Origin of the sequence: Curtobacterium sp. MCSS17_008 (assembly GCF_003234185.1) — a bacterium.
In the GTDB taxonomy this organism is placed as follows: Bacteria; Actinomycetota; Actinomycetes; order Actinomycetales; family Microbacteriaceae; genus Curtobacterium.
In genome coordinates this window covers 1-24,381 of record NZ_QKSM01000007.1, presented here as the reverse complement: position 1 = coordinate 24,381, position 24,381 = coordinate 1, and the positions used below count along the sequence as shown (strand labels likewise).

Sequence of the window (24,381 nt, the reverse complement as noted above, 5' to 3'; positions counted from 1 at the left end):
CCCCGGACGGACGACTCCAGCAGCGGTCGACCGGGCGGCCCCCAGCACCACAGGAGTGCACGTGAGCACCACAGCAGCACCGGAGCCGGTCACCGCGCCGTGCACGCTGCGCGAGCGGAAGAAGCAGCAGACCCGGCAGGCGCTCCACGACGCCGCCCTCACGCTCGTGTCCGAGCACGGTCTCGACGGCGTCACCGTCGAACAGATCTGCAGCGACGCCGACGTCTCGCCGCGGACGTTCTTCAACTACTTCACGTCGAAGGCACACGCGGCACTCGGCCTGGACACCGTCGAGGTCCCGGAGTGGGCGGCGGCGCGGTTCGCCGGGGCGGACGGGCGGCTCGTCGACGACCTCTGCACGCTCATCGCCGCGACCGTCCCGCTGTCGCAGGACCGGCGGCGGATGAAGGAGCTCCTCGTGCTCCGGCCCGAGATGGCGCCGATGGTCATGCAGTGGATGGCCGAGTCACGGCAGTCGCTGATGGCGACGGTGTCCTCGCGCACCGACGAGCAGACCGCCCGTACCGCCGTCGGCCTGGTGCTGTCCGCACTGTCCGAGGTCGCGCACCGCGACACGGTCGGCGACAGCGAGGAGCTCGCGGCGAAGCTGCGGTCGGTCGTGGCGGAGATGGGCGCGCTGGCCTCCGCCTGACGGCGACGTTGCGGGAAGCCGCGGTGCTGCGTGGTTCCACAGGGTGTGTTCGGCAACCCGCAGGACCCGCTCTGCGACGACCGCTGCGTGCCTACGCTCGCAGCACCGGACGTACCCGACGTCCGGTCCCGGCACGGTCATCCGACGCACGGGGATCCGCGAGGAGCACCGATGAAGCACGTTCCGAGCTGCCGTTCCGCGGCGCTCATCACCGCAGCGACCGGCACCGTGCTGGTCACCACCGCCTTCGGCGTCCTGCCGGCCGTCGCGGCCACGGACGCCACCGAGCCCGTGTCGGCGTCGACAGTGTCGTCGTCGTCGACACCGGACACCTCCGGGGTCGGCAGCGTGGCCGCGCCCGCAGCACCCGGCACGTCCTCGACCGCAGAACCGACGTCAGCAGACCCGACGTCCGCAGCCCCGACGTCCGCAGATCCGTCGACCGCCGCGCCCTCGACCGTCGCACCCTCCGTCCCGGCCCCGGCCAGCACGGGCGACGCCGGTCCGGCTGGTGATGCGGTCCCCGCACCGGCCCCCACCCCGGAGGCACCGGCGACCGCAGCGCCGGCGGCCGACGGCCCCACCGACACCGAGGTCGTCGCGGCGGCCCCGGACGACGCGTCCGCCCCGTCCTACGCCGAGGGTGCGAGCGCGTCGTCGCCGAGGGTGCTGCCGACCGTCCGTGCCGGCGAGTCCTTCTCCGCCGACCTGCGCGCGAACGATGCCGCGGGCGCGACCTACACGCTCACCACGGTCGAGGGCACCGACGTCGCCCTGGACGCCGGACTGGCCTTCCACGACGGCGTCCTCGAGGGCACCGCGACCTCCGCCGGCACCTTCACGGTGCGGGTGACCGCGACGAACGAGCACGGCACCGCGTCGCAGTGGGTGCGGCAGACGGTCGAACCGGCCGCGGTCGTCGGTGTCGGCGTCGTCGTGCACGGCGTCCCGGCCGCGCCCGACGGCTCGTACACCTGGGTCGCGAGCGACGGTTCCGTCGACCCGGGCCCGATCTCGGTGCCGCTCGGCGGCTCCGTCACCCTCGTCCCGTGGACCATCGACCAGTACGACAACACCACGAACGCCACCGACCGGGCGGAGGTCTGGGCGAGCGAGGACTCCGACCAGGTCGTGCGCGGCGCGGACGGCTTCACGGTGACGTTCACGCACGCCTCGACGCACACCATCTGGGTGTCGGTCGACGGGGTCTGCACGGAGTTCACGATCGAGGTCGTCGACGGCACCGCCGAGACCCCCACGACGCCGACCGAGCCCACCGATCCCCTGCCGCCGGTCGACACGCCGCCCGTCGACACGTCGCCGCTCGACCCGGCGCCGGTCGACCCCGCCCCGCAGGACGGCGGCACCGTGCCCGTGCTCCGGGTCACACCCACCGCGGCCGACGCCGTCGCCGCACCGGTCGTCAGCGGCACGACGCCCGCCGCGACGCGCGAGCTCGCCTGGACCGGTACCGACACGGCTGCGCCGGTCGGCTGGGCCGCGGCGCTGCTCGCCGCAGGGGCCGCGCTGCTCGGCCTCCGCCGTGTCCGTCGGAGCCGTCACCGCGCCTGATCCGAGCCGCGACACGAGACGCCGCTGCCCCGTCGACACGCCGCCACTCCCGGTGGCGTCTCGACGGGACAGCGGCGTCTCGGCGTACCCGCGGCGTCTCGGGTGTGCCCACCGGGATCAGACCGCGGACCACCCGCCGTCGCTCGGGAGCACGACGCCGTTGACGTTGGCGGAGTCGTCGCTCAGCAGCCACGTGATGGCCGCCGCGAGCTCCTCCGGCTGCGCCACCGGCGGGATCGCGACCTGCATGAGCGGACCGACCCGTCCCGCCGCGTACTCGCTGCGCATCGGTGCCTCGATGTTCGTCGCGACGGCGCCCGGTGCGACCGCGTTCGCCCGGATGCCCTGCGGCCCGTGGAAGAAGGCGACGCTCTTGGTGAAGCCGGCGATCGCGTGCTTGGACGAGGTGTAGGCGGCACCGGCGGCGGAACCCCGGAGCGCAGCCTCGGAGGCGACGTTGACGATCGTGCCCTTCCCGGCACCGATCATCAGCGGCAGGACGGCGCGCGTCAGCCGCATCGGACCCGTCACGTTGACGCTGAACACGCGCTCCCACGTGGCGTCGTCGACCTCGCTCGGCGGCAGGAACGCGTCCATGATGCCGGCGACGTTCGCGAGCCCGTCCACGCGGTCACCCGCGGCGGCGAGCACGGCGTCGATGGTCTCGGCGGCGGCCACGTCGCCCACCACCGTCTCCAGCCCGGACGGCCCGAGCTCCCCGCGCAGGGCTTCGAGTCGCTCGGCGACGACGTCGGTCGCGACGACGCGTCCGCCCTCCTGCACGATGCGCGTCGCGGTGGCGCGTCCGATGCCGGACCCTGCTCCGGTGACGATGATGGTCCTGCCGGTGAACCGTCCGGCCGTGGTGTCGCTCATGGTTCCTCCTCGTCGAGATGCGCTCACTGCGCGACACAGTTGTAGCACTCAGTGCCGAAAGGATGCCATGGAAGCGTCGCCGTCCCGCCCGACCGGACGCCCGCGTACGATCGACCCCGAGGCGGTCTCACTGGTGGCGCTCCGCATGTTCGAGGAACAGGGGTTCGAGTTGGTCTCGATGGCCGACGTCGCCGAGGCCACCGGCGTGAGCCGTCGCTCGCTGTTCCGTCTCTTCCCGAGCAAGGCCGACCTGGTGTGGGGCGGCCTGGCCGAGTTCGCCGAGCGCTTCACGACGGCGCTGCGCGAGCGACCTGCGGACGAACCGTCGATCGACGCACTCCGCGCCGCGTTCCGGACCGGTGCGACCTTCCCCGAGGAGGCGGTCGAGACGACACGCCACCGTCTCCGGGTGATCCGCGCGAACCCGAGTCTCGCCCCTGGCGGTGCGGACGCACAGGCACGCCTGACGGAGACCGTCCTCCGGTTCGTCGCGGACCGCGACGGACTCCCCCGCGACGACCTCCGGGCAGCGGTCCGGGCGAGCACGTTCGTCGCCGCAGCGGACGCCGCCCTCTCCTGGTGGGCCGAGCAGCCCGGCGGGCACCCGGCGGACGCCGTCGCAGACGCTCTCGACATGCTCTGACCCCTGGCCAGCTGGCGTCTCCAGCGGTACCGTCTGCGCATGGACGGCAGCGGACCGACCCCGTACCTCGTGCTCCCCGGCACCGCCCGGGTGGCACTCGCACGCTGGCAGCAGGTCTTCGGGGGCGAGGTCCGGATCGCCTCGTACGGCGACCTCCAGCGCGACGACGGCCCGCCCGAGGCGGTCGCACACGGCGAACTGGTCGGCACTGTCCGGCTCTTCGCCGCCGACGCCGGACCGAGCGACACGCCCTTCACGGCGACGGGCCTGCTGTTCTCGGTGCTCGGTGCGGACACGCCGGACGTGCTCCGCCGGTGGTTCGCCGACCTCGCGACGGACGGCACCGTGGTCGACGCCCTGCAGGAGCGCCCGTGGGGCGACTGGGACGGCACGGTGCGCGACGCGTTCGGGGTCACCTGGCTCGTCGGCTTCGAACGCTCGGCGCTGGACGACTGATCCCCGACGGGATCGCCCCGCCCGGTGCTAGGCGGCGTCGAGCGGCAGCAGGGGCGCCCAGAACGCGTCCGGGCCGTCCGCCACGACGGCGTCGCGCTCGAAGCGGAAGCCGTACTCGCGCACGAAGTCGAGTGCCGCGGCCCGCTCGTCCTCGGCGTCGTCCGACCCGGCGTCGAACAGGTGCACACCGTGCCCCATCCGCACCCCGGAGTCGCTGATGACCGTCAGGTCCCAGCGCCCCTCCTCGGCACGCTCGATCCGGACGACGGCGGCCTGCGCCGCGGTGAAGTCAGCCATGGCGCGAGCCTACGGACGTGCAGCGGGAGCACGTCCAGGGCCGCCCTCGCGGGACGTGCTCCCGAAGCACACCTGCACGCCCCCAGACCGTCCGGCCCACGACGGATACGTCCGGGAGGCGCGGTGCAGGCGAGCGGACCGGCCCACCTGCACCGTGCCTCCCGTCCGTCAGTCGTAGATCGCGATCCAGTCGATGCTCACGTGCCCCGAGGCGGTCGCCGGGACCCGCACGCCGATGTCGGTCTCGGCCTGCAGGGTGATGCGCATCGGTGCCGTCGGGACGGCCTTCGTCGTCGAGGCGACCCGCTTGCCGTCCCAGTAGAAGCGCACCACCTCCTCGTCCCACTCGGTGGTGGCGACGTGGTACTTGGTCGTGTCGGTCGCTGCGAAGACCTCACGCTCCGGCTGGAACGACATGCCCCGCGCCGTCAGGCTGCCGGGGACCGCCGAGGCGGGACGCGGCTTGCCACCGAGCGGCGCCTCGGGCCAGTCGATCTCCCCCTCGTTCCAGTCGTCGCTCGTGGGCCAGAGGAGCCCCACGAACTTGTAGCCCGGCGTCTTCGTGGTCTTGTAGCGGATCGACACCCGACCCGTGCGGTGCGGCTTGTACCCGTCCGGCATGACAGCGGCGGTGAGGGGCTGACCCCGGTCCGACCGCAGCCAGAAGTCGAGCGCGCCGTTCTGCACGCTCAGCACCTTCGACGGCGTGTACCGCCCCTGGCCGCTCGTGTCGGAGAACCCGTCGTACAGGCCCATCCGCGGGTACTTCGCCGCGAACGTCCCGAGGGGTGCGACGGTGCCGAAGTCCTGCCGGTACGTCTGCTTCCAGGTGCGGCCGTACGAGACGACGTCACCCCTCGGTGCGGACCGTGTCTCGCGGGTGGCCGCGGACGCGGGGGCGGGGGTCGACGTGTCGACGACGGCGCCGGCGGCGAGCACGGCGACGGTGAGTACGGCGACGATCGAGGTCTTCAAAAGGCGGCGCTCCTGCCTACGTTCGCCGACGGTGGGTGACGTCGGCGGAGGTGGTGGTGGTGCTCGGTGTGTGCCCTGCCGTATCGGCTCGGGAAGGGCAGACGTCAGTGCATCGCCGGTTGGTTGGTCGTCGGGGACCCGCGAACCTCGTTGCCCGGGGAAGCGGGCAGGACGGCCTGATCACAGCGGGATCCCCGGCATCCGGCGATCACGACCGGAGTATGTTACACGATCTCCGGCGTCCGGGCACCGGTGGTCCTGACGATCCTGGAGGTCGGGACGGCTCCAGTAGGGTGAGCGACATGTCAGTCGGGTTGCTCGCCGTGGTGGACGACATCCTCTCCGCGGCCCTCAAGGCCAGCGCGAAGACCGCGGGGGTCGTGATCGACGACGCCGCCGTCACGCCGCAGTACGTCCAGGGACTCCAACCCGCGCGGGAACTGCCCGTCGTCGGACGCATCGCGCTCGGCAGCCTGTTCAACAAGTTCGTCATCATCATCCCCCTCGCGCTCCTGCTCTCCGCGTTCGCGCCGTGGGTGCTGCCGTGGCTGCTCGTCATCGGGGGGACCTACCTGTGCTTCGAAGGCGCGGAGAAGGTCACCGAGTGGTTCGGCGTGCACCACGACGCCGCCGGTGCCCAGGAGCCGACCACCGAGCCGAAGCTCGTGTTCGGGGCGATCCGGACCGACCTGATCCTCAGCACCGAGATCATGCTCATCGCGCTGGCCAGCCTCGACACGGGCCTCGGCTTCTGGCCGACCGTCGGCGCGCTCGCCCTGATCGGTGCGGGCATGACCGCGCTGGTCTACGGCGCGGTCGCGCTCCTCGTCAAGGTCGACGACATCGGCCTGCAGATGATGAAGCACCCGGTCCGACGCACCCGGCGGACCGGCGCGCGGATCGTCCGCGCGATGCCGACGGTGTTCCGGATGATCAGCATCGTCGGCACCGTGGCGATGCTCTGGGTCGGTGGGCACCTGGTCATCGCGAACCTGGCCGAGACGTTCTGGGCTGGGCCGTACGAGCTGCTGCACGTGATCGAGCACGCGGTCGAGCACGCCGGTCCGGTCGTCACGTGGATCGTCGACACGGCGGTGTCGGCCGTCTTCGGGCTGGTGCTCGGCATGGTCGTCGTCGGGATCGTCCTCGGCATCGGGCGGCTGCGCGGTCGCGAGCACTGACGACCCCGGCGGGTGCCCCGGTCCCGGGGATCCGGGCGGGGACGGCCCCGACGGTCTACCCTCGGCGAGGTCGGGGCAGTGGGGCCCGACCTGACTCGGTAGGGGTGCCGCGTGTCGTGGTCCAGGGAAGCGTTCGTCGACCGTCCGAAGGCCGCGTGCACCGCGCTGACCGCGCTGGCGGTGCTCGCGTTCGTCGGCGCGACGAGCGCGGTGTCGGTCCCGACGGCGCGGGCGGCTGACGTCGCGCCGGTCAACCCGGTGACCGTGCCCGTGGACGGGCACCCGGCGAACCAGGGGTTCCTGGTGTTCGTGGAGGGCGACGTCCGGCTCGCGGCCGACGAAGCCGAGGGCACCCTCGCCGCTGGCGGAGACCTGCGGTTCGACACGAGCTACAACATCGGTGCCGGGAGCGGTCCGCTCGGCGCCCCGACGCTGCCGGGCGACACGTCGCCCACCCACCTGTACGTCGGGGGTGGTGTGCAGTTCCCCGACACTGGGTCCGGTGCGATCCTCCGGGTGCTCGGCGGCGGACTCGCCCACGTCGGTGACACGACCACCTACGACGCCTTCGACACCGACCAGAACGGCGCCGCGATCCCGTACCGGATCGTCCCGGAGGGGTCGACCGCCGAGACGATCCCGCGGGTCGAGGGCACCGTGCAGCAGGCACCGCAGGGCATCGCGCGCACCGCCGATCCGTCCGTGCTCGACTTCGGCGCCTCCTTCGCGCGGTACCGGTCCCTGTCGACCGACATCGGGACGTGCGCCGCGACGACGGCGCTCCGCGACGAGCAGGGGAACCCGCTGGCATCGCCCGTCGCACCGGGGACCACGGCCCGGGTCGCGGTGGACCAGGGCCGGACGAACGTCCTCACGGTCGAGGCCGCCGACCTCGACGCCCTGAGCCTGCTCACCTTCGACGGTCTGCCCGGGCCCGGTGCACCGCTGGTGGTGAACGTGACCGGCACGTCCTTCGACGGGTCGATCCCGAACCTCGCGAACCTGACGAACGCGAACGCGCCCTTCGTCCTGTGGAACTTCCCCGACGCGACGAGCGTGCACGTGACCGGTGCCGACGTGCTCGAAGGGACGATCTACGCGCCGCGCGCCGACGTCCGGTGGGACGTCACCCAGAACATCGAGGGCAACGTCATCGCGTCCTCCTTCACGCACGGGGTCCCCGCCGGCCCGCGGCCGGTCCCGCTCGAGATCCACGGTTTCCCGTTCGCGTCGACCGTGTCCTGCGTCTCGATCGACGACGCCTCGGGCTCCCTCACCCTCGTGAAGCAGGTCGTCGGGGGCGCTGCGGACCCGACCGACTGGACGCTGACGGCCACCGGGCCGACGACGATCAGCGGGACGAGCGGGAGCACCGCGGTGACGGCACAGGCGATCCCGGCGGGTGACTACACGCTCAGCGAGACGGACGGCCCGGACGGCTACACCCCGGGGGCGTGGGTCTGCACCGGCGCGACCGCCAGGGGTGACGAGGTGACGGTGGGCGACGGCGACGACGTCGTCTGCTCGATCACCAACACGGCCGTCGCGCCGACACCCACCCCGGAGCCGACCACCGGTCCCGACCCGACGCCGGACCCCGACCCGACACCGGACCCCGACCCGACCGGCGCGCCCACCGGCGTGCCCACGTCGGCCCCCGTGCTCCCGGGCGCCGACGGTGACGGCGGAGGGGCTGCAGCCGGACCGCAGGCCGGCACCGGCGACCCCGTCACCGGGGGGTCACCGCAGACGGCGACGGGCGGGGTGCTCGCGTGGACCGGAGCCCACCTGGTGCCGCTCGGTCTCGCCGCCGCGGCGTTGCTCGGCGCCGGCGTGCTCCTCACCGTCGTGCGGGTCACGCGGCGAGGCCGCTGACCCCGGATCCGGCCCGGCTCCCACCGACGCGGAGCGGTCTCCCGCCTCGGAGGGGAGCCGGGTCGCTCGTCAGTCCGGCTGCACGGACTCCGCCCACTGGCGGTGGGCCTCGAACTGCGCCTGCGCGCTCCCGAACGAACTGTGCGACCCCCGCACCGCGTCGTCGGCCGACAGCAGTTCGTACTGTCGTCCGAGCGTGACCGTGGCCACGACCGCGTCGTCGGCGCGCGCGGTCCAGGTGGTCTCGGAGTCCTGCTGCCAGGTGATGCCGTGCTGATCGGTCATGGTCGACTTCCGTCGGTGCCGTGGGAGCCCGGATGGCGGAACGACCCGTCGGACGGTACGCCGGGTGTCTGGGCGGCACGCAGATCGCGGCGTCGTCCCGGCCGAAGCGCACCGCTCATCCGAGCGGCTGACGGACGGGAGGCGCGCGGCCGGCCGTCCGCGCGCCTCCCGTCCGTCAGCACGGACCGGGCCGACGCGCCTCAGGCCGCCAGGTCGAGCAGCACGTCGTGCGCGACGCGCGCCGCGCGCGCCGACGCGTCGTCGAGGTGCTCACGGAACTCGTCGCCGTCCGGCGCGCACAGGTCGCTGATGCCGCGGATCGACAGGAACGGCATGTCGTGCACGTGGGCGAACTGCGCGATCGCAGCCGACTCCATGTCGACGGCCGCCACCGTCGGGAACGCCACGCGCAGGTCGCGGGCCCGCGCCTCGGTCACGAAGACCTCGCTCGACCCGATGGTCGCCGAGCGGACCCGGTACGGGGTCTCGGCCTGGACGGCGCGCGCGAGCATGCGGGCGTCCGGGGCGTAGTGCGGCGGCATGCCCGGCACCTGGCCGAGGGCGTACCCGAACGCCGTGGCGTCCGCGTTGATGTTCACGTAGTGGTCGCCGACGACCACGTCGCCGATCGCGATGCCGTGCATGAGGCCGCCGGCCGTCCCGACGCTGAGCACCGGGACGACACCGAAGTCGTGGTAGCAGTGCGCGACGGCGGCCGTGGCGTTGGTGAAGCCGATGCCGCTGCGGCGCAGGGCGACGAGCGAGCCGTCGACGTCGAGCAGGTGGTGCTCGTCGTGCCCGCCGACGGGGCCGTCGTCGATCACGACGCCGCCGAGCAGGTCGGCGACGGCGGAGAGTTCCTCGGTCATCGCGGCGATGACGACGGCGACGGGCGTTGCTTCGGGGTGCACCGACCGATCCTCGCACGGCGCGGGCGGGGAGCCGTCACCGGACCTCGAACGCGTACACCGAGTAGCCGTACGGCGTCGCCCGGTCGACGCCCTGCAGCCGGATCTGCAGCCAGGTGCCGGAGAGCGGGACCCGGTCGGTACCGCCGTCCCCGTCGGTCACGGTCGCGATGGTCGTCCACGCCCCCGTCGTCCCGTCGCGCCCCTCGATGCGGTACGACCGGCCGTACGCGTCCTCCCAGTCGATCGTCGCCTCGTGCACCTCGTGCCGTCCGCCGAGGTCGACGTCGAGTCGGGCGTCGTCGGCGTGCTCGCTCGCCCACCGCGTGCCCGGGTCGCCGTCGACGGCGTTCCGCGCCGGCGTGCCCGCCGACTCGTCCCCCGACGACGTGACGGCAGCGCGTCGTGCGCGGTCCGGCGTCGGTGCCCCCTGCGTGGAGAACACCCGGAACGCCCACACCGAGACGCCGTACTGCGTGGTGCGCGTGTCCGCGACCAACCGCACGAAGCGGGCGCGGACGTCGTCGAGGTCGTGCACCTCGGTCCCGCCCTTCCCGTCCGCCGTCGTGGCGACCGTGCGCCACGGGTCGGACGCCCGGTCCCGCACCTGGACGTGGTCGGACGCCGCAGCAGCCGTCTCCCAGTCCACCTCGACGCGGTCCAGCGGCAGCACCGACCCCAGGTCGACGGCGAGCCACTCGCCGTCCCGCGCGGTGCTCGACCACCGGGTCGAGTCGTCGTCGTCCACCGCGGCGTCGCCGGACAGGTCGCCCCGCTCGTCGGACGAGGTCGTCACCGGCTTGCCGACGGCGACGTCGCGGGAGACCGCCGGTACCGGACCCTGGTCGAGGGTGGTGAGCACGGCCTGCCCGGCGGCGTCCCCGCGGGTGGCGCGGACCGTCGTCGTGACGCCGCCGCGGTCCGGCACGGTGACCGCGCCCGACGCGTCGACCGTGGCACCGCCGTCGGCGGTCCAGGCGGGCTGCGCGTCCCCGGTCAGCAGCCCGCCGTACCCGTCGGCGTCGAACCCGTACGCGGCGAGCCGGACGGCACCGCCGGGCAGCACCGTGGCACTGCGCGGGGCGACCAGGAGGTCGTGCACGACAACGTCGGCAGCCGCCGGCGTCCCGGTGACCCGCACGTCCCAGACCGAGTAGCCGTACTGGGTGAGGCGGTCGGTCATGTGCAGCCGGACGAAGCGGCCGGTCGCGCCGACGGGCACGGTGTCGACCGATGCGTCGGTGTTCGTCACGGTGCGGACGTCCCGCCACGGTCCGTCGGCTGCGTCGGACACCTGCACGACGTACCGTGCGGCGGCGGCGTTCTCCCACGTCACCCGGAGGCTCTCGACGTCCCGCGCGGACCCGAGGTCGAGCGTCAGGTCCACCTGGTCCACGCCGTGCGCGCTCTCCCACCGGGTGGCGGGGTCCCCGTCGACGGCCTTCGCCGCGGTGTTCCCCCCGTCGGTCGAGCTCGCCTCGGCGGAAGCCCCCTCCACCGCGGGCACCGAGGCGATCGAGGACACCACGGCGCTGCCCTCGACGCCGCCCACCGACGCCACGACGTAGCCTGCGCCGGGTGCGGTGGTGGTCAGGGTGCCGTCCGCGGTCACGGTGCCGGGTCCGGTGGTGCTCCACTCGGGCTCGGCGGGCAGCCGTGCCGGGTCGCCGTACTGGTCCCGCCCGGCGGCCGAGAACGTGACCGGTTCGCCGACGACCAGGCGGTCGTACCCGGGTGTCACCGCGATGCCGGTGAGCACGGGTGCCGGCGCGACCCGGAAGTCGTACGTGTCGGAGACCCCGCCGACGGTCGCGGTGACGGTCACCTCGTCCGCCGCGTCCCCCGCGTGCAGGGTGCCGTCCTGGTCGATCGTCCCCGTGGTCGTCGACCAGCGGACGTCCTCGAGCGGCATCGTCGCGCCGTACTGGTCGTAGCCGGTGGCGGTGAACGCGGTCGTGCTGCCCGGCGTGAGCGTCCGCGGGTCGCCCTCGGTCCCGACGACGATCTCCGCCAGCCGGGCGTCGAGGTGCGAGGTGATCTGCGTCCGGGCGGGGACGGCGATCTGCCCGATCACCTGCGTGCCCTCGTACACGTCGTACGTGTGCTGGACGTCGTCGATGTTGTCGATGACGTAGGAGTACGTACCGTCCTCGGCCCGGAACACCTGGCTCAGCGGGTTCGAGGTGTGGCGGTCGGTGACCTCGTGCCCGACGGTGCGGTTCGACATCGCCTGGTGGTAGACCATCCCGGCCATCGACTGCCCGGTCACCGCCGGGTCCTGCGCGTCCCAGAGGGCGGCGTGGACGTCGGCGTACGTGTCCGGGTCGTACTGGGCGAGGAACCCGAGGACGACGTTGCCGAGGGCGTCGCCCATGTCGCTGAACACGGCTGCCGCGCGCGCGGTGTCCTCGCCCGGGCGGTGGTCGGTGAGGTCGACGCCGTACCGGCGGTCGATGGTGTCGGTGTCCGCGCGGTAGTCCGTCGCGAGGAACGGCAGGAGCGGCGACTGCTCCGGCCAGTCCGCCGGTTGCCGGTCCGCAGTGGATCCGTCGAGCTCCGCGGGGACGAGGGCGTCCGGCAGCGTCTCGGGCGTCCAGTACTCGGACGGGAACACCACGGAGCCGTCGTCGTCGACCGACACGTACAGCGTGTCCGTCGCACGGTCGTACAGGGGGTTCGACGCGGTCCTCGCGGTGACGTACCCCGGGTGGTTCCGCTCGACGGCACGGATCGCGTCCTGCAGCTCGCCGATGGCCGCCTGCCGGTCCCTGGTCATCACCACGTCGCCGTAGGTGCCGACACCCCACCACTTCTTGGTGAGCATCTGGACACGCGCGGCGTTGGCGTTCACCACCCCGTCCTGCCCCACGACCTCGGGCCGCGCGGCCATCATCTGCCGCATGATCGCCGCCGAGAAGTCCGGGTCCCAGCCGAAGTAGGCGAACCACGGCGCGGTCGGCATCCACTGGATCCCGTAGATCCACGCGGGGTCGCCCGAGAAGTAGGTGGCCTCGGCCTGGCCGGAGTCGAACAGGATGCCGGCCTGGCCGGCCTCGTACGCCTCGGGGAATGCGCCGTTGCCGTCGTACGTCGCCGACGCCGGGTTCCCGTGGGCGTTCTGGTAGTAGTCCCGCACGGCGGCCCGTTCGGTGACGTACTGCACCGCACCGGCGGCCTGCATGTCCCGGTCGCCGAGCACCGTGCCGAGCAGGAACAGGCCGGCCTCGGACTGGATCGCCTCGGACGACGACTCCTGGTTGTTGCCGCCCGGCGAGGACACGCCGCCGGCGTTCGAGTGGCCGGTCCACACGCCGAAGGTCCGGAAGTGCGGGAAGCGGTCGTCGTCGCGGTCCCAGTTCGCGTACTGCTTCGCGACGAGGGTCGCCATGTCGCGGTAACGGTCCGCCCACTCCGGGTCGGCGCGTCCGAGCAGGGCCGTCGCGAGCGTGAAGTAGCCGTAGTGGAAGTGGTTGTCGTTGAACTGCGCGGACCCGTACGAGTCACCGAACCCGATGAGGGCCTTCCACGTCGGGTACATCGCGAAGAAGTGCTCTCGCTCGCCCTCGCTGTAGGTGTACCAGTCGGTGAGGGCGCGTTCGAGTGTGGCCCGCATCCGGTCGGCGTCCTCGGTGTCGCCGATCTGGTCCGCGACGGTCATGTAGGCGCCGAGCTGCTGGAGGTCCTTGCCGCCCCAGTACGTGTCGCCGCCGTAGGTCGTCTTCGCGGCGTAGTCCGACAGGTACTCGCGCATGACGTCCTCGCGGTACGGGTCGTCGCCCGTGCTGGAGGGCTCCCCGCCGATCGGGGTCAGGCCGCTGAAGGCGTACCGCAGCGTCCAGCCGCCGTGCCCCACGGTGGTCTTCATCGTGCCGCGCGGGGTCGCGTAGGTCGCCCCGGTGAACGCCAGGTCGTGCGTGGCCTCGGCGTACTGGTGCTGCAGCCACCCCTGCACCGTGTCGTGGTCCGTGCCCTGCAGCACGTCGGTGCGCAGCGACCACCGCTGCTCGACCTGCCCGGCTGCGGGGTCGTACGAGTAGTCCATCGTGGTGTCCCGCGGCACGGCGAAGGCGGTGCGGTGCAGGTCGTCGAGCGTCAACCCCTGCTCGGGCACCGCGCTGAGCACGAGGAAGGGCGTGCCGGCGGACGCCTCGAGGGCGTTGCCGGAGCGCGTGAACGTGGTGCCGGTGGGCGCGTGCACCCCGAACACGTGCCCGTCCTGCCGGATCTCGAAGCGGTCGGTCGTGATCGTCCCGGTCAGCTCCCCGCCGTCGGCGTCGGTGAGGGTGGCCCCGCCCTGCAGGGTGATGCGCGGCGTCATGCCGTGGAACTCGAACCACTCGTACGGCGACCCCTGCACGCTCGTCACGTCCATGTACTGCCCGCCGGGGCCGTCCTGCGGCATCCGCCAGCTGACGTTCCAGTCACCCCAGCGCAGGGCGTCCGCCCGGTCCGCGGAGAACGCGGTGGCGAACCGCTGCGCGATGCCGTCCGGGGCGTCGGTGAGCAGCACCTGGTCGACCATGACGTGCGCCCACCCGGCGCGGAGCGAGTCGACGACCCGGACCTGGGCGGTCTGCCCGCGGTACGCACGCACGTCCCACGACGTCCAGCGCAGTTCCTCGCTGTCCGCGCCCGTCGCCTCCTCGACCACCTCGCCGTCGACGAGCAGCTGCACCGCCTCGGCTCCTGGGTGCCTGCCCCCGCCGACCAGGAAGGCCAGCGTCGACCGGTCGACCGTGAACGCCGGCGAGGTGAGCGTGCCGGTCGCGCCGTCGCCGTCCCGGTCGGTGAACGAGTCGACGAACCCGCGGCCGAGCCAGCCGGACACGGCGCTCTGTCCGGACGCCGTGCCGGTCGCGACCGCGTCGAAGGCGTCGCCGGTCGTGGTCCACCCGTCGGGCAGACCGTCCTCGAAGTCGGCGAGTACCCGGTCCGATGCGTCGGGGGTGGGGTCGACCGTGCCGCCGACGGTGATCGGGGCGTCGAGCCGCATCGCGGTGCCGTCGGCGTTCCACGCCGTCGGGTAGGTCAGCTTCGTCCCCTGCGCACTGTTCGACGACACGAAGGGGTACGCCCACATGTCGCCGGAGTACTCGCTGACGAGCAGGTCGGTCCACCACTGGTTCGTCGGGACGGGCTTCCCCGCCTGCGACGGGTCGATGTACAGGTGCTGGTCGACCGTCTTCCGCACGTCCGCGATGTCGGGGAGCTCGGCCGGCGGTGTCGGTGCGTACGACCCGTCCCCGACGCGCACGCCGTCGGCCTGGGGACGGTCGGCGTCGCCACCGGCTGCGGCGGCGCGTGCCGCCGGCGGGTGCGCCGGGTCGGCGACGTCGGACGCGTCCGCGGAGGTGGTGTCAGGAGCCGGTGCGGGCGTCGCGGCGGCAGCGAGCTCCGGCAGGGCGAGGGGCGACAGTGACAGCGCGCCGAGCAGGAGCGCGACGACGGCGGAGCGGACCAGGTGCACGGAGGGTTCCCTTCCGGGGACGGGGATCGGCGGCGGTGCGTGCGTCGGGTCGCACCGTGCACTGTCGGCAGCGCGACCGCCACCGTCAGGGAGGACCGAGCATCCGTTCCGGTCGGTCCCGGAGGCGCGGTGTGGGGTCCCTCCTCGGCCGGCCCCTCGGACTGGGGCGGCGTCACCCCGTTGACCCCCGCGGTGCTGCTCCGTACGGTTGCCGGGTCTCGATCGGAAGGGGCCCGATGCGCGTCACCACCATGCTCGGTCGGACCGTCACCGCGACGGTCCGGCTCACCGCGGCGGCGGTCGCCGTGGTCCTGCTCGTCGCACTGCTGGTCGCGACGCGCGCACCCGCGGCGAGCGCGGCACCCGCGCAGCTCTCGAAGGGCCGGCCTGCCGTCGCCTCGTCGAGCGACGCGTCGTCACGCGGCCCGCAGAAGGCGGTGGACGGCAAGACCACCACGCGCTGGGCGAGCGCTCGGTCGGACGCCCAGTGGCTCCGCGTCGACCTCGGCCGGACCGCGCAGGTGGAGCGCGTCGACCTGCGCTGGGAGGTCGCCTACGCCAAGGCGTACAAGCTCCAGGTGTCGTCGGACGCGAAGACCTGGCGCACCCTGGCGAGCACGAGGTCCGGCAAGGGCGGCGTCGAGCGGAAGGTGGTCTCCGGGACCGGCCGGTACGTCCGCATGCTCGGCGTCCAGCGGGCGACGGACCACGGGTACTCGCTGTGGGAGTTCCGGGTCTACGGGACGCCGGTGACGACCACGCCCACCCCGACCACGACACCCGCACCGACCCCGACCCCGACCGCCACTCCGACGGCCACTCCGACGGCGGGCGTCCGAGTCACCGGTTCGCAGGGGCAGTGGCAGCTCTCGGTCGACGGGGAGCCCTGGCTCGTGCGTGGCGTCACCTACGGCCCCTCGAGCGCCGAGGCGCCGGCGTACATGGACGACATCGCCGCCATGGGCGTGAACACCGTCCGGACCTGGGGCACCGACGCGTCCTCCGCGCAGCTGTTCGACGCCGCGCAGGCCCGGGGCATCCGGGTCGTCGCCGGGCTCTGGCTCGACCAGGGTGCCGACTACGTGAACGACTCCCGGTACAAGGCGGACACGCTCGCGAGCATCACGAGGACCGTGACGACCTACCGCGACCACGGCGGCCTGCTCATGTGGGACGTCGGCAACGAGGTCATGCTCGGTCAGGGCGAGACGCAGCGCGTCGCGTACGCGAAGTACGTCGAGCAGGTCGCGAAGGCGATCCACGCGGCGGACCCGTCGCACCCGGTCACGTCGACGGACGCCTGGACCGGGGCGTGGACGTACTACCGGCAGTACACGCCGAGCCTCGACCTGTACGCCGTCAACACCTACGGCGGGATCGGCGCCGTGCAGCAGGACTGGCGGAACGGCGGTTACACGAAGCCCTACCTGGTCACCGAGACCGGGCCGGCGGGCTCGTGGGAGGTCCCGGAGGACGCGAACGGCGTGCCGCGGCAGCCGAGCGACACCGCCGCGGCACAGGCGTACACCGACGCCTGGCGCGCGGTGACGGACGCGCCGGGGATCGCGCTCGGCGCCACGATGTTCCACTACGGGGTCGAGAACGACGAGCCCGGGGTCTGGCTGAACCTGCGCACCGACGGACTGAAGCGGTTGTCCTACTCTGCCGTGCAGCAGGCGTACCGCGGGACCGTCACCGGCAACCGACCACCCGTCGTGGGCAGCACCTCGGCCAGCCCCTCGTCCGGGGTCGCCCCCGGTTCGACGATCACGATCAGCGCGCCCGCCACGGATCCGGACGGTGACGCGATCACCTGGCGGGCCTACACCTCGAGCCGGTACATCGACGGCAACGGGGCACTCCGTGGGACCCCCGTCACCCGTGCGGCCGACGGGACGCTCCGGATCACCGCACCGTCGTCCGCCGGCGCGTGGAAGATCGCGCTGTACGCGCTCGACGGGCACGGCAACGTCGGGATCGGGACGACGTCGGTCCGGGTGCGCTGAGTCCGGCGAGCGCACGGCGGGGCTCGCTCGCAGCAGGCAGAGGGCTACGGTCGGAACGGTGACAGACGATCGACGCCGCGAGGTCGGCCACGGTGACGCCCCCGTCGAGGACGAGATCAACGAGTCCTTCGACGCCGTCGTCGACGAGGGCGCCGAACGTCTGCAGCGGACCATGCGCGTGGTCCTCGCCACGGGCTTCGCCGGCGGCCTCGAGATCGGCCTCGGCGTCATGGGCTACCTCGCGGTGCTGCACGAGACCGACAGCCACCTGCTGGCGGGACTGGCGTTCAGCGTCGGCCTCATCGCGCTGTACCTGGCGCACAGCGAGCTCTTCACCGAGAACTTCCTCATGCCGATCGTCGCGTTGACCGCGCGGGAGGGCACGGTCGGACAACTGCTGCGGCTCTGGACCGGCACCCTGCTCAGCAACCTCGCCGGCGGGTGGGTGTTCATGTGGCTCGTCGTGCAGGCCTTCCCCCAGTGGCACACGGTGCTCGAGGAGTCCGCGCGCCACTACGTCGACGCACCGTTCGGCCTGCAGACGATCGTGCTCGCCGTGCTCGGTGGCAGCACCATCACGCTCGTGACCCGGATGCAGCAGGGCACCGACTCCGATCCGGCCAAGATCGTCGCCGCGGTGGTCGGTGGCTTCCTGCTGTCCGGGCTGCAGCTGTTCCACTCGATCCTCGACTCGCTGCTGGTGTTCGGCGCGATCCAGGCCGGCGCCTCGATCACGTACGGGCAGTGGCTCGGCTGGTTCGGGTACACGCTCCTGTTCAACGTCCTGGGCGGGGTCCTGCTCGTCACGTCACTGCGCATCATCCGGTCCGCGGACCTGCTGCAGGGCAGGCGGCGCACGGCGCCGGACGCACCCGAGCGCGGGGCGGGCGAGCAGGGCTGACGCCCCCGGCGTGACGGACGGGAGGCCCGTGGCGGCGCCGCCACGGGCCTGACGTCCGTCACGCCGCAGGAGCAGAGAACAGCACCACGAGCACCGCCACCAGCCCGACCGCGACGATGCCGAGGTCGAGCACCGCGAGGGTGACGAGTCGAGCCCGTCGCGGGCGGACCGCGGCGCGCACGACGACCATCGCGGCGAAGAGCGCGACGACGACCGCGAGTGCTGGCCAGCCGACCGCGGGCAGGCGGACGGCCATGAACACCATGACCACCCCGACGATCGCTGCCGTGACGGCACCCCAGACGAGCCAGTTCGTTCCGGACCGGGTGCGCAGCGCCGGCTGGTCCCGGACCCGTGTCGGGTCGTCGTGGTCGCGCTGGCCGCCCTGGACGTTCTGCTGCTCGGACACGGCCCGGACGCTACCCCGCGACGGACGACGACGATCCCAGGCCCTCAGCGCGGCAGTCGCGGCACCGCGTCGAGCAGCGCCCGCGTGTACGACCCCGGGGACGCGAGCACACGGCCGGTGTCGCCCTGCTCGACCACCCGCCCGCCGCGGAGCACCACGGTGTCGGCGCACAGCCGCGCGACGACGGCGAGGTCGTGCGACACGAGCACGATCGTCATCCCGTGCTCCTCGGCGAGCCGTTCGAACAGCTCGAGCACGACCACCCGGGTCGTCAGGTCGAGTGCGCTGACGGGTTCGTCCGCGACCAGCACGCGCGGCCCCGCCACGACGGCCCTGGCGATCGCGATCCGCTGCCGCTGCCCGCCGGAGAACTCGTGCGGCCACCGTCGTCCGGCGTCTCCGTCGAGCCCGACGTCGCGCAGGGCCGCGGCCACGCGGTCCTCGGCCTCGGATCCGGAGGCGACCCCGAGCGAGCGCAGCGGCTCCCCCACGATGCGGTCGACGCGCTGCCGGGGGTCGAGGGACGAGTACGGATCCTGGAAGACCGGTTGCACGGCCGCGCGGAAGCGGCGGAGGCCCGCCCGGTCCCGCAGGTCGAGCGGTGCGCCGTCGAACGAGACCGTGCCGGTGTGGGGCGCCGCGAGTCCGAGGAGCATCCGGAGCACGGTCGTCTTGCCGGCGCCGGACTCCCCGACGATGCCGAGGTGCCGACCCGGGCGCACGGCGAACGAGACGCCGTCGAGCGCCGCACCCGCGTGCCGTCCGGGGTACCGGAACGTCACGTCCGAGAGCTCGAGCAAGGTGGTCACCGCGTGCCTCCCCGGCCGGCGTCGAGTGCGTCCTGCAGGGTGCGGGCGCTGCCCACGAGCCGCTGCGTGTACGGGTGGGACGGCGACGCGATGACGTCCCGCACCGGGCCCTGCTCGACGGCGTGCCCGTGCTCGAGCACGAGCACCCGGTCGACGGTCCGCGCGACGACGGACAGGTCGTGGCTGATGAAGAGCAGGGCCGTCCCCCGCTCGGTGACGGTGGCGTCGAGCAGGTCGAGCACCTGCGCCTGCACCGTCACGTCGAGCGCCGTCGTCGGCTCGTCGGCGATGAGCACGCGCGGTCGGCACGCCAGCGCCATCGCGATCGCGACGCGTTGCCGCTGGCCGCCGGACAGCTCCCACGGGAACGAGCGGACGACGCGGTCCGGGTCCGGCAGTGCGACGTCGGTCACGGCCTCCCGCACGGCGTCCCGCAGCGCCTGGCCGCGGAGCCCCCGGTGTCGTCGGAGCGGCTCGGCGATCTGGTCGCCGGCGCGCATGAGCGGGTCGAGCGCGGTCATCGGCTCCTGGAACACCGGGGCCACCGCCGAGCCCCTGATGCCGCGCAGGGTGCGTTCGGACGCGCCGACGACCTCGACGCCGCCGACGCGGACGGACCCCGTGGCGGTGAGGCCGCCGGGCAGCAGCCCGAGCACCGCGAGGGCGGTGAGGGACTTGCCGCTGCCGGACTCCCCGACGATGCCGAGCCGGCCGCCGTCCGCGACGGCGAACGAGACGCCGTCGACCAGGGCGGTGCCGTCGGCGGTGGTGATGCGCAGGTCGGTGACCTCGACGGCGGACGTCATGCGGGCCTCCTGTCCGGGTCGGGCGCGGTGTCCGGACCGGTCGCGGTGTCGGCGGGCGGCACGGGGGTGCCGAGCGCGTCCCCGCCCGCGACGTCCGTGCCGGCGGCGACGGCCGGGAGGCCCGGGGCGGCCGGGCGTGCGGCTCGCCGTCCGCGACGGGTCGGGTCCGCGACGTCGCGGAGCCCGTCCGCCAGCAGGTTCGCGCCGATCACCAGGACGACGAGCGCGACGCCGGGCGCGACGACGCCGGCCGGCGCCTCGAAGGCGGTCTGCTGCGCGTCCTGCAGCATCCGGCCCCAGGACGCGTTCGGCGGCGGGGCACCGAGCCCCAGGTAGGACAGGCTCGCCTCGGCGAGGACGGCGAGGCCGAACTGCAGGGCGAGGTTGACCGCCAGGGTCGGCCAGATGTTCGGGAGCACGTGCTCCGTGACGATCCTGGGCCAGGTCGTGCCGGACGTCCGTGCCGCCGTGACGAAGTCCTGCCGCAGGACCCGGCGCGCCAGGATGCGGACGAGCCGCGCCACCACCGCCGCCATGACGAGCCCGATCGCGACGATCGCGGTGCCGAGCGAGGCACCGCGCGCAGCGACGAGGAGCATCGCGACGAGCAGCGTCGGGAAGGCGATGACGATGTCGAGCACCGCGGACAGGGTGTCGTCGAGCCACGGCCGTGCGAAGGCGGCGACCAGGCCGACCGCCGTGCCGAGCAGGCCGCCGACGAGCACGGCGCCGAGGCCGGTCGCCAGGGCGATGCGGGCGCCGACGAGCAGCTGGGTGGCGAGGTCGCGGCCGAGCGTGTCGGTGCCGAGCCAGTGCGCGGCGCCCGGCGGGGTGAGCCGGCCGCCGGACGTGTCGTACAGCGAGTACGGCATCCAGAGGAACGAGACGACCGCGGCGACGACGACGACGCCGACGAGGACGGCCCCCGTGGTCAGGGACACCGACCGGCGGGCGCTCACCGGTTCCCCGAGACGCTCGAACGCAGGCGCGGGTCGACGATGCGCTGGACGACGTCGGCGACGAAGCCGATGACGAGCACGGCGACGGTGGAGACGAGCAGCACGCCCTGGATGCTCGGGTAGTCGTGCTGCTCGATGCCCGTGATGAGCATGCTGCCGAGGCCGGGCAGGGCGAAGACGCTCTCGACGACGACCGCGCCGAGGAAGGTCGAGGCGAGCTCGATGCCGAGCACCGCGATCACCGGGACGACGGCGGACCGGACACCGTGGCGCAGGAACGCCGACGCCGTCGAGGCGCCGAGCGCCCGGGCGGTGCGGATGTGGTCGGCGCCGAGGACGTCGAGCACCGCGCTCCGGACGTAGCGGGCGATCGACGCGGTCATCACCAGCGCCACGGTGGTGACGGGCAGCGCCAGCGACTCGAGCGCGTCGCCCGGGTACGTCCAGTCGTCGCGTGGGAAGCCGCTCGACGGCAGGAGTCCCCACTGCAGGGACACCACCTGCACCAGTAGGATGCCGATCCAGAACACCGGGACCGCGATCCCGAGCTGGGTGATGCCGGACAGCAGCACGCCGTACCAGCGGTCGGAGCGGGCAGCGGCCACGAACCCGACGACACAGGCGAGGACCGTCGCGAGCACGAACGCGATGAGCGTCAGCGGCACCGTGACCACCAGGCGCTGGGCGAGGTCCGGGAGCACCGGGAGTCCGCTGGTGAACGAGGTGCCGAGGTCGAGGTGCAGCATCTGCCCGAACCACTGCGCGAACTGCTGCGCCAGCGGGAGGTCGGAACCGACCTCCCGCCGGGCCGCGGCGACCTGGTCCGGTGTGGCGTTGGCGGCGAGGAGCGCGTTCGCGGGGTCACCGGGCAGGACCCGCAGGAGCGCGAACACCACGACCAGGGCCACCGCGAGCGACAGCGCGAGGATGCCGATGCGGCGGAGGACGTACGCGGTCATGGGGTGGTGCGGATCCTGACTGGGCGGTGCTGAGCGGTCGGTGCTAGGAGACGGTGATGCCGGAGACGGGGAACTGCGAGTTCAGCCCGTTCTTCCAGTATCCCGTGACGTCCTTGTCCGACACGACGATCTGGGGGTACAGGTACAGCCACGCGCTCGCGGCGTCCTGCACGATCTGCTCGTTCGCCTGCTCCAGGAGCTCGGTCTGCTGGTCCTCGGACTCGGCCCGCTCGGCGTCCGCGATGGCCTGCTGCACCCCGGCGTCGTCGTACCCGAAGTAGAAGTCCGGGTCCCCGTAGAACACGACGTCGCGGTCGTTCACGTGCTCCTGCAGCGTCGCCTCGAAGTCGTGCTGCTGGTAGACCTTCGAGTACCACTCGTCGGCACTGATGGTGTTGATCTCCACCGTCACGCCGACCTTCCGCAGCGCGCTCTGCAGGTACTGCGCGACCGCCGGGTGCGGGTCGTACGACGGAGTGTCGAGCGTGAAGGAGAACCCGTCGGCGTGGCCGGCCTCGGCCAGCAGGTCCTCCGCCTTGGCCGGGTCGTACGCGTTGACGCTCGTCAGGTCCTGGTACCAGGGGTCGGTCGGCGGGACCATCGAGCCGTTCACCGTGCCGTAGTCGCCCCAGATCGCCTGCAGCAGGGCCTCCCGGTCGATCGCGGCCGAGATCGCCTGACGGAGCTTCACGTCGGTGAAGGGCCCCTCGGCGTCGTTGAACGCGAGGAGTTCCTTCGTCGTGGAGTCGCCCTCGCTGACGGTGTACTTCGCCTCGTCCGCCGTGAACCGGGACAGCGCGTCGGGCGACTGGATGCTCGTGATGACGTCGACCCGCCCGCTCGCGAGCGCGTTCGACAGGGTGGAGGCGCTGGTGAAGTAGTCGAACTCGACGCCGCCGTTCTCCGGCTCCTCACCCCAGTAGCCGTCGAACGGCTCGAGGGTCAGCGAGGAGCCGCGCTTGAACTCGCCGAGGGTGTACGGCCCGGTGCCGTCCTCCTCGGTCTTCAGGTCCTGCGCGTCGGCCGGGACGATCCACACGTACGACAGGTTGTAGACGAAGGAGATCGACCGCTCGGACAGGTGCACCACGACGGTGTCGTCGTCCGGCGTCTCGATCGAGTCGACGACGGCCAGGCTGGACTTGCGCGAGGACTGCGAGTCCTCGGCCGTCACACGCTCGATGGAGCTCTTCACGTCGGCGCTGGTGAGCTCCGCGCCGCTGTGGAACTCGACACCGTCGCGGAGCGTGAACGTGTAGGTGAGGCCGTCCGACGAGGTGTCGTACGAGGTCGCCAGCAGGGGCGTGACGTCCCCGTCGTCGCCGAGGCGGAACAGGCCCTCGTACACGTTGTCCTGGAACGCCTCGTTGATGCCCTGCCCGCCACCGTCGACGTTGGACAGGTTCGTCGGCTCGTAGAGCGAACCGATCGCCACGGTGGCGTCGGCGCCGGACGACGAGCCGCCGTTCGACGACGAGCAGCCGGCGAGGGCGAGGCTGAGGGCGATACCGGACGCGGCGAGCGCGACGATTCGGGTCTTCACGGGACTCCTGGTGCTTCGGGGGTTCGTCAGGGGGGGCGGTGTGCGGCTCAGCCGCGGTGCGCGACGTACCGTTCACCGGCGTGCACGGGGACGTGCAGGCGGTTCTGGAACGGCGGCAGGGGGCAGTTGTACTGGTCGCTGTACCCGCAGGGCGGGACGAACGCGTGGTTGAAGTCGAGGACGACCTCGGCCTCCTCGCCGACCGACGAACCGGCCGGACGCTCGACGAACAGGAAGCGCCCCGTGCCGTAGGTGCGCTCGTCCTCGTCGTCACTGCGGTTGGTCGGGTCGCCGAACACGAGCAGGAGGGTGCCGTCGTCGTCGAACGCGCTCAGCGTGTACTCGCGGTCGCCGATCGTCGCCGTGATGTCACCGGGCACGACGAGGTCGCGGGTGGCGCCGGCGGCGTCGCGGAGGTGCTCGTACGGGATCGTCCGGCCCGGCTCGGCCGGGGTGAAGCGTGCGGTGGTGCGCCACGACGGGTCGTACGGGAACACCGGGGTGTCCACGTAGGAGCGGATCGCCGGCGACTCGGCGTCCCACAGGCGGTAGCCGTGCTCCGGCGCGCCGGAGTCGAGGTCCGTGCGGTGGACCGCGGTCGCCGTGACCGTCGCGGGCTGGCCGACGAGGACCGCCTCGAGGTCCGCCTCGGCGCCGTCCGGCAGCCAGGTGGTCTGCACGAGCGCGAGGTCACCCTGCGGACCGGTCACGCGCTGCCGCCGCGCGTCCCGCCAGGCGTGCCACGAGGCAGGGGCGTCGGGGGCTTGCGCGGTGGGGGTCTGCGCGTCGGGGGTCTGCGGGG

21 protein-coding genes are annotated in these 24,381 nt (G+C 73.0%); 8 read left to right on the top strand and 13 right to left on the bottom strand.

Annotated features, from left to right (window positions below; all coding sequences use genetic code 11):
• Positions 1-61: 61 nt before the first annotated feature.
• Together DEJ23_RS09050 and DEJ23_RS09045 are read left to right on the top strand one after the other, a co-directional pair.
• Positions 62-652, top strand: a complete 591-nt coding sequence (locus tag DEJ23_RS09050; protein ID WP_111239939.1) for a TetR/AcrR family transcriptional regulator — start codon at positions 62-64, stop codon at positions 650-652.
• A 171-nt stretch (positions 653-823) separates the two neighbouring features.
• Positions 824-2,224, top strand: a complete 1,401-nt coding sequence (locus tag DEJ23_RS09045; protein WP_111239938.1) for a hypothetical protein — start codon at positions 824-826, stop codon at positions 2,222-2,224.
• A 117-nt stretch (positions 2,225-2,341) separates the two neighbouring features.
• On the opposite strand, the gene DEJ23_RS09040 is transcribed toward DEJ23_RS09045, so the two are convergent.
• Positions 2,342-3,100, bottom strand: coding sequence for an SDR family NAD(P)-dependent oxidoreductase (locus DEJ23_RS09040; RefSeq protein WP_111239937.1), 759 nt, complete (start codon positions 3,098-3,100; stop codon positions 2,342-2,344).
• A 67-nt stretch (positions 3,101-3,167) separates the two neighbouring features.
• Here DEJ23_RS09040 and DEJ23_RS09035 point away from each other — a divergent pair, with 67 nt between their 5' ends.
• Positions 3,168-3,743, top strand: coding sequence for a TetR/AcrR family transcriptional regulator (locus DEJ23_RS09035; RefSeq protein ID WP_181429194.1), 576 nt, complete (start codon positions 3,168-3,170; stop codon positions 3,741-3,743).
• A 39-nt stretch (positions 3,744-3,782) separates the two neighbouring features.
• Positions 3,783-4,199: a VOC family protein gene (locus tag DEJ23_RS09030; protein WP_111239936.1), complete on the top strand. Its 417-nt coding sequence runs from the start codon at positions 3,783-3,785 to the stop codon at positions 4,197-4,199.
• A gap of 27 nt (positions 4,200-4,226) precedes the next feature.
• Here DEJ23_RS09030 and DEJ23_RS09025 read toward each other — a convergent pair whose 3' ends face one another.
• Together DEJ23_RS09025 and DEJ23_RS09020 are read right to left on the bottom strand one after the other, a co-directional pair.
• Positions 4,227-4,496 carry a hypothetical protein gene (locus DEJ23_RS09025; RefSeq protein ID WP_111239935.1) on the bottom strand — a complete coding sequence of 90 codons (270 nt, stop codon included), beginning with the start codon at positions 4,494-4,496 and terminating at the stop codon, positions 4,227-4,229.
• A gap of 168 nt (positions 4,497-4,664) precedes the next feature.
• Positions 4,665-5,471: a glycoside hydrolase family 16 protein gene (locus DEJ23_RS09020; protein WP_111239934.1), complete on the bottom strand. Its 807-nt coding sequence runs from the start codon at positions 5,469-5,471 to the stop codon at positions 4,665-4,667.
• 302 nt (positions 5,472-5,773) lie between these two features.
• Here DEJ23_RS09020 and DEJ23_RS09015 point away from each other — a divergent pair, with 302 nt between their 5' ends.
• Positions 5,774-6,652 (top strand): DUF808 domain-containing protein, encoded by an 879-nt coding sequence (locus DEJ23_RS09015; RefSeq protein WP_111240034.1) that lies wholly within the window; start codon positions 5,774-5,776, stop codon positions 6,650-6,652.
• A 111-nt stretch (positions 6,653-6,763) separates the two neighbouring features.
• On the top strand, positions 6,764-8,527 hold the full coding sequence (locus DEJ23_RS09010; protein ID WP_111239933.1) for a collagen-binding domain-containing protein: 1,764 nt from the start codon (positions 6,764-6,766) through the stop codon (positions 8,525-8,527).
• Between the two features lie 69 nt (positions 8,528-8,596).
• Here DEJ23_RS09010 and DEJ23_RS09005 read toward each other — a convergent pair whose 3' ends face one another.
• The 3 genes from DEJ23_RS09005 to DEJ23_RS08995 form a co-directional block, all read right to left on the bottom strand.
• A complete protein-coding gene (locus DEJ23_RS09005; protein WP_111239932.1) occupies positions 8,597-8,812 on the bottom strand; it encodes a hypothetical protein in 216 nt (71 codons plus the stop codon).
• 200 nt (positions 8,813-9,012) lie between these two features.
• Entirely contained in the window at positions 9,013-9,723 is a 711-nt protein-coding gene (gene mtnN, locus DEJ23_RS09000; protein WP_111239931.1) for a 5'-methylthioadenosine/S-adenosylhomocysteine nucleosidase, read from the bottom strand.
• Positions 9,724-9,757: 34 nt separating this feature from the next.
• Positions 9,758-15,187, bottom strand: coding sequence for a discoidin domain-containing protein (locus tag DEJ23_RS08995; RefSeq protein WP_111239930.1), 5,430 nt, complete (start codon positions 15,185-15,187; stop codon positions 9,758-9,760).
• 236 nt (positions 15,188-15,423) lie between these two features.
• Between DEJ23_RS08995 and DEJ23_RS08990 the strand changes: the two genes are divergently transcribed.
• Positions 15,424-17,193 carry a discoidin domain-containing protein gene (locus DEJ23_RS08990; protein WP_220034206.1) on the top strand — a complete coding sequence of 590 codons (1,770 nt, stop codon included), beginning with the start codon at positions 15,424-15,426 and terminating at the stop codon, positions 17,191-17,193.
• A gap of 58 nt (positions 17,194-17,251) precedes the next feature.
• A complete protein-coding gene (locus DEJ23_RS08985; protein WP_111239929.1) occupies positions 17,252-18,094 on the top strand; it encodes a formate/nitrite transporter family protein in 843 nt (280 codons plus the stop codon).
• Positions 18,095-18,152: 58 nt separating this feature from the next.
• Here DEJ23_RS08985 and DEJ23_RS08980 read toward each other — a convergent pair whose 3' ends face one another.
• From DEJ23_RS08980 to DEJ23_RS08950, 7 genes are all read right to left on the bottom strand, one after another.
• Complete coding sequence (locus DEJ23_RS08980) at positions 18,153-18,503, bottom strand: hypothetical protein (RefSeq protein WP_111239928.1); 351 nt, start codon at positions 18,501-18,503, stop codon at positions 18,153-18,155.
• A 44-nt stretch (positions 18,504-18,547) separates the two neighbouring features.
• Positions 18,548-19,312: an ABC transporter ATP-binding protein gene (locus DEJ23_RS08975; protein ID WP_111239927.1), complete on the bottom strand. Its 765-nt coding sequence runs from the start codon at positions 19,310-19,312 to the stop codon at positions 18,548-18,550.
• Positions 19,309-20,118: an ABC transporter ATP-binding protein gene (locus tag DEJ23_RS08970; protein ID WP_111239926.1), complete on the bottom strand. Its 810-nt coding sequence runs from the start codon at positions 20,116-20,118 to the stop codon at positions 19,309-19,311. The genes DEJ23_RS08975 and DEJ23_RS08970 overlap by 4 nt, the downstream gene beginning before the upstream one ends.
• Positions 20,115-21,077: an ABC transporter permease gene (locus DEJ23_RS08965; protein WP_258375391.1), complete on the bottom strand. Its 963-nt coding sequence runs from the start codon at positions 21,075-21,077 to the stop codon at positions 20,115-20,117. Before DEJ23_RS08965 ends, DEJ23_RS08970 begins: the two co-directional genes overlap by 4 nt.
• Positions 21,074-22,036: an ABC transporter permease gene (locus DEJ23_RS08960; protein WP_111239925.1), complete on the bottom strand. Its 963-nt coding sequence runs from the start codon at positions 22,034-22,036 to the stop codon at positions 21,074-21,076. Before DEJ23_RS08960 ends, DEJ23_RS08965 begins: the two co-directional genes overlap by 4 nt.
• Positions 22,037-22,079: 43 nt before the next feature.
• Positions 22,080-23,579: an ABC transporter substrate-binding protein gene (locus DEJ23_RS08955; RefSeq protein WP_258375389.1), complete on the bottom strand. Its 1,500-nt coding sequence runs from the start codon at positions 23,577-23,579 to the stop codon at positions 22,080-22,082.
• Between the two features lie 47 nt (positions 23,580-23,626).
• On the bottom strand, positions 23,627-24,381 hold a 755-nt coding region (locus DEJ23_RS08950; protein WP_258375388.1), incomplete at its 5' end, for a DUF1684 domain-containing protein.